The 5,221-nt window shown below is 45.2% G+C and carries 4 protein-coding genes; 2 read left to right on the top strand and 2 right to left on the bottom strand.

The features are described 5' to 3' along the window. Nucleotides 1-201: 201 nt before the first annotated feature. The gene (locus GT674_RS16340) at nt 202-1,371 is read left to right on the top strand and encodes an aminotransferase class V-fold PLP-dependent enzyme (protein ID WP_161286640.1); all 1,170 of its coding nucleotides are present in this window, start codon (nt 202-204) and stop codon (nt 1,369-1,371) included. 32 nt (nt 1,372-1,403) lie between these two features. Next, a complete protein-coding gene (locus GT674_RS16335; protein WP_161286639.1) occupies nt 1,404-2,294 on the top strand; it encodes a selenium metabolism-associated LysR family transcriptional regulator in 891 nt (296 codons plus the stop codon). Nucleotides 2,295-2,297: 3 nt separating this feature from the next. Here GT674_RS16335 and GT674_RS16330 read toward each other — a convergent pair whose 3' ends face one another. Next, nucleotides 2,298-3,437, bottom strand: coding sequence for a ComEC/Rec2 family competence protein (locus tag GT674_RS16330; protein ID WP_161286638.1), 1,140 nt, complete (start codon nt 3,435-3,437; stop codon nt 2,298-2,300). Nucleotides 3,438-3,544: 107 nt separating this feature from the next. Beyond that, nucleotides 3,545-5,044, bottom strand: a complete 1,500-nt coding sequence (locus GT674_RS16325; RefSeq protein WP_161286637.1) for an ATP-binding protein — start codon at nt 5,042-5,044, stop codon at nt 3,545-3,547. Nucleotides 5,045-5,221: the final 177 nt, after the last annotated feature.

Below are 5,221 nucleotides of genomic sequence, written 5' to 3'. Positions count from 1 at the left end.
CAGAACAAGTGTTTCTTCTCTTTATTTACAAGATTCTTTTGAGCATTTATGCTCAGCTCCACAATTCATCTCACTACCTGAAGATGTAGGAGAATTCTTGCTAAGCTTTGTTAAATATAGCCGTTTTTTATGGTTACTTATAGATAAAATTTATAAATAGTGTTATACTATAGTTTAATTAAACATATGTGAGGTAATCTTATGCAAAAAATATATCTGGATCAGGCAAGCACTTCCTTCCCCAAATCCCCCTCTGTTGCAGACGCCGTTTATCAGTATCTCTCCGGCTGTGCTGTCAATGTAGGACGCGGAGGCTATCGTGCCGCCTACTCTGTAGAAGAACAGATTTTTGAGACAAGAGAACAGCTTCGACGCCTGTTCCATTTTACATCCGGTAAAGGAAAAAATGTAATCTTCACACAAAATATCACCATGAGCCTGAATATCCTGCTCAAAGGAATCCTCAAACCAGGAGATCATGTTCTGGTAACTTCCATGGAGCACAATGCCGTCATGCGTCCACTTGTCCAGCTTACGAAGCAGGGAGTGACTTTTGACCGTATTCCCTGTGACCATGAGGGTAATCTTCTCCTTGAAAAAGCAGAAGCACTTATAAAACCAAATACCCGGCTTCTGGTCTGTCTCCACGCTTCCAATGTGTGCGGAACCATCATGCCGCTTCATGAAATCAGTGCCTTCTGTCAGCGCCACGGACTGCTTTTTATCCTGGACAGTGCTCAGACTGCCGGTGTTTTTCCTGTCGATATGGAAGAATTAAAAATCGATGCACTTGCATTTACCGGTCACAAAGGACTCAGAGGCCCACAGGGAATCGGTGGTTTTCTGATTCAAAGTGAGCTTGCCGGCAAAATGGAACCTCTCCTGAGCGGAGGCACGGGAAGCATTTCCCACACAGAGGAGGTTCCCGCCTTTCTTCCGGACCGTTTCGAGCCCGGAACTCCTAATATTCCGGGAATCCTCGGTCTCCATGCCGCACTTACTGACCTGGAAAGCAATTCCATGCAAGAGACTTTCCGACATGAAATGAAGCTCACAGAACAGTTTATACAGGGGATTTTGTCCCTCGACCCGACAGAGACAAAGCTTCGCGTCATTGGAAAAAAAGATACTCAAAACCGCTGTGCTGTCGTTTCCATTCAGACTCTTGAAGTTGACATGGCACGGGCTGCCTTTGAACTGGATGACACCTATGGCATTATGACTCGTGTTGGGCTTCACTGCGCCCCCAGTGCACATCAGACCCTGGGAACCTATCCTGCCGGAACACTCCGCTTCTCTTTTGGTCCGGAAAATACTTCCGAGGAAATAGAAACCGCCATTCATGCACTGGACCGGATTACTGAGCTTTAAAACAAATATTCATTTTCAGGAGATTTTTAGTTATGGAATTCAAACAATTAGAAGCCTTTGTCGCTGTTGTTGATTATGGCAGTTTCTCTGAAGCTGCCAGACGACTTTATCTGACACAGCCTACCATCAGTACACATATCCGTTCTCTCGAGGAGGAGCTTCATTCCAGGCTCATCCTGCGCACCACCAAAAAAACCACAGTCACCACAAGAGGCTATCAGCTCTACGACAGTGCTGTCCGGATGCTTGAGATCCGCAACAACCTCCTGGAAAATTTCACCGGATCCCAGAAGCACATGATCGATCTCGCCGCCTCCACGATCCCTTCTTCCTATCTGCTGCCAGAACTGCTCGCAGGTTTTGGAACTTCTCATCCGGACATTTATTTTCATTCGATCCAGACAGACAGCGAGGAGGCCATCCATCGTGTTCTGGACGGTACTGTAGACCTTGCCCTTGTCGGACAGAATACCGGCGATGACAGCTGTATCTTCACGCCTTTCTGTCAGGACACCCTTGTAGTCGCAGCTCCTGTCACGGAACGTTATCTGAAGCTTAAAGAAAAATCTGCAGAATTCCAGGAATTTCTGCATGATCCGATCATCATCCGTGAAAAAGGCTCCGGCACTAAGAAGGAGATGGATCTTTTTCTGGAGAAGATCGGTGTCACTCCTTCCGAACTGAACGTGATCGCCAGAATGAACGATCTGGAAAGTATTAAGAAATCCATTGTCAACGGCCTTGGTATTTCTATTCTCTCTGCCCGTTCTGTCACAGATCTTGAAAAAACAAAACAGATTCTTCTGTTTCCATTAGAAGAATCTGTTCATGAACGAAGTTTTTATATTGTCTACAGCAAAAACCGGATCCTGAAACCACATGTGCGGCAGTTCATGCATTACGTCCAGAATTTTTATCAATAAATTTTACCAGCACTTTTTGCAGGCTTCATATCCCTGACTGCGTGCCTGGGCTTCACTCTCCTGCCAGGCTTTATCCGGATTCATCTTTCCGCAGTTTGGAATGCTGTGGTACTTGCTTCCGGTCTCAGAGATCCAGACCATAGTGCCCTGTGTATCCTCTGTTTCTGTACCATTGTCTGCATTCTGTGTACTGTCTGACCCGCCAGAATAACGCACACCGGATCCTGAACCTGCATCATAGGAATCTGATGCATCATCTGCACTGTCCGAACCGGCACTGTAATCATTACAGGGATCCTGATTCCAGGTGATCGTACTTCCGTTCGAAACTGCGATCACAGTTCCCTGATCATCTGTCCGAAAAACCGGAATATTCATATCAGAAAGCTTTTCCATTGTCTGTGCGGTCGGATGTCCGTAGGAATTTCCCTTTCCACAGCTTACCACTGCCCAGGACGGAGTGGAGGCTTCCAGAAGATCCCAGCTTGTGGAGGACGCCGAACCATGATGTCCAAGACAGAGTACATCACAGTCCAGACTCTTTCCTGTGCTGATCATATCCTGCTCACTGGTTTCCTCTGCGTCTCCCATAAACAGAAATCCGTTATTTCCATTTACCAGGCGGATCACCACAGAGTTATCATTACTGTTTTTTGAGATTCCGGAAGGCGCCATGACTGTGAAACTTCCCGTTCCGAATTCATAAGTGTCTCCGACAGACGGATATTCCACAGAAAGACCATTTGCTGTCGCAGTATTCATAAAGGTATTAAACAGTTCTGAAGTATGCACATAATCAGACCCCAGGATATGCTCCACCTCAAAATTATCAAGACATTTGACAAGACCTCCCAGGTGATCCTCATCATAATGAGAGGAGATCATATAATCAATTGTGTCTACCTGCTGATTCTTAAGATACTCTACTACCTCATTTGCATGCGAACGATCCCCTCCGTCATAAAGAAGATTCTCCCCTGCTGACTGTACAAGAACCGCAAGTCCCTGGCCCACATCAATAAAATGCACCGCCATATCTCCCTGGCCTGCCGCCTCCACAGAAGCCATACTTCCAGGAAACAGAAGGGAACATGCAAGCAGCAGCGACAGCAGCAGACCATACAGTTTTTTCTGCTTTTTCATATTGTGCTCTCCTTTCAGGCAGATTTTGGTATCTGCCTCTTTCTCTTTGGAATTTCCGGCCATTCCGTATCTTATCGAATACGCTCTGCCGGATAATCGTTAAATAATTACAATTCTTCTATTCTTCTCTGAATCTGACGGCTTACATCTTCAAACAGAAGATCTCTGTTGTATCGAATATATCTCTCGCATTCATAAGTTTCAAGGAAACGGACACAATAGAAATCGGTGTTGATACCAGAAACAAACATTACCATTTCCTGGCTGTTGTAAAAAGCAGCTTCCATAAAATCAAAGGCATATTCCAATGTATTTCCAGCCTGATCCCACTCATCTTCCCAGGAAGTACGTTCCTCCCCAAATGCTTTTCGAAGAATTTCAAACGCCTCTTCTCCCTGCCTGTCACTGTACTGTTTCAGAAGCTTCGCATAATTTTCCAGATATGTGACAGCTCTTCGTGTACAGACATCCTCTCTTCTCTCCAGAAGCCCCTCCTTCTGCTTTTTCTCACGTTCCTTTTTCAGATCAAAAATATAATCCTCCAGCCTCTGTGCCATATTTTCAGATGGCAGTGCTGTTTTCAGAGCTTTCAGTACTTCAAATACTTTTTCAAGGACATCTTCCCACAGCATGACCTTACGCACGGCCTGTCTTGTACCGGAGAACAGAAGATTAACCACACTTACTTTTTCATCGAAGGATGCATGAGAGACTTTTTTGACCATTGCCTCAGAATTCTTGCCCTGAAGAATCTCGGTGATCTGATAATCCTGCTGATATTTCTGATACAGTTCATAATACTCTGCAAATTCTTTTGCAATACGCTCATGCTGGATATACTGGATCACCAGAGCTTCTGTGATATCTTTCCCAAGCTGTTCACAGACTTCCATCATTCTGGAAAGATCCTCCCAGCCTCGCGGAGTCGCAAACTGTTTTCCGTCAATCGTTGTCTCCATCCGATAGAAACAGTTGTTCCGAAGTTCCAGATAAGAAAGAATTGCCGGATGCATGTTTTCTTTGTATGCATACTCACGCCAGGCCTGATAATCCGGCTCTACCATGATCTTTTTTACACGGTCCAGAGTGACAACATCAAACTCCCGGACAGATTTGTTATATTCCGGTGGATTTCCTGCTGCCACGATCACCCAGCCTTTCGGAATCTCATGATTTCCGAAGCTTTTGCACTGGAGAAACTGGAGCATTGCCGGTGCCAGTGTCTCAGAAACACAGTTAATCTCATCAATAAAAAGAATTCCCTCGTCAAGTCCAGTCTCCGTCATACGGTTATAGATACTCGCAACGATCTCACTCATCGTATATTCTGTCGTGGAATATTCTCTGCCGCCATATTCCTTCTTTGAAATAAACGGAAGTCCGATCGCACTCTGTCTGGTATGATGTGTGATCGTATATGCAACCAGGGCTACCCCACATTCTCTTGCCGCCTGCTCCATGATCTGAGTCTTTCCGATTCCCGGTGCACCAAGAAGAAGTACCGGTCTCTGATGAACACCCGGTATCACATACTCTCCATACTCATCTTTCATAAGATACGCTTTGACCGTATCCATAACTTCCTGTTTTGCCTGTTTAATATTCATAATAATCTTCTGTCCTCTCTAATGCCTGTGTATCGTAACTGTTCAGTACCCTCACAGTTACGAGTCAAAATGCATTCCAAATCACCTTCGGTGATGGCATTTTGCCTTGTATGTCTCGGGATTTTGGCAAAAAACATGCCAAAACGCCTCGCGGGATACTACCTTCTGAATAGTTAC

The organism is Blautia sp. BIOML-A1 (assembly GCF_009883055.1).
Taxonomy (GTDB): Bacteria; Bacillota; Clostridia; order Lachnospirales; family Lachnospiraceae; genus Blautia_A.
This window is presented reverse-complemented; position numbering and strand designations above follow the sequence as displayed.